The 273-nt window shown below is 63.4% G+C and carries 1 protein-coding gene; it reads left to right on the top strand.

Features of this window, described 5'->3' with window-relative positions:
* The coding region (locus tag ABG80_RS23030; RefSeq protein WP_407638774.1) for a hypothetical protein at window positions 1-249 on the top strand (249 nt) is incomplete at its 5' end.
* Window positions 250-273: the final 24 nt, after the last annotated feature.

The raw sequence follows: 273 nt of genomic DNA, 5'->3' as shown, positions 1-273 counted from the left end.
CTCAAGGCCCTGAGCCACGGTGCCAACATGGGCCGGCTGGTCGATCAGGCCATTGATCAAGGCCAGCTCACCGAGCTGCGCCAGATGTGCGCCAAGGTGCATCCCTCGCTGATCGAGCGCCTCGATCAAGTGACGAGCCTGCTCGACATGAGCAAGCGCGAGTTCATCGAGGCTGCTGTGTCTGATGCGCTGGCCCGCGCCGAGGAAGCTATCGAGCGTTCCGGTGCCCTGGATCAAGGGAGCCTGTGATGCTCACGCTGACCGGCACCATTC

The sequence above is a fragment of the Aquabacterium parvum genome, assembly GCF_001447195.1.
Lineage (GTDB): Bacteria > Pseudomonadota > Gammaproteobacteria > Burkholderiales > Burkholderiaceae_C > Aquabacterium > Aquabacterium parvum.
Note: the sequence above shows the minus strand (reverse complement) of the source record. Positions and strands in the feature narration are given on the sequence as shown.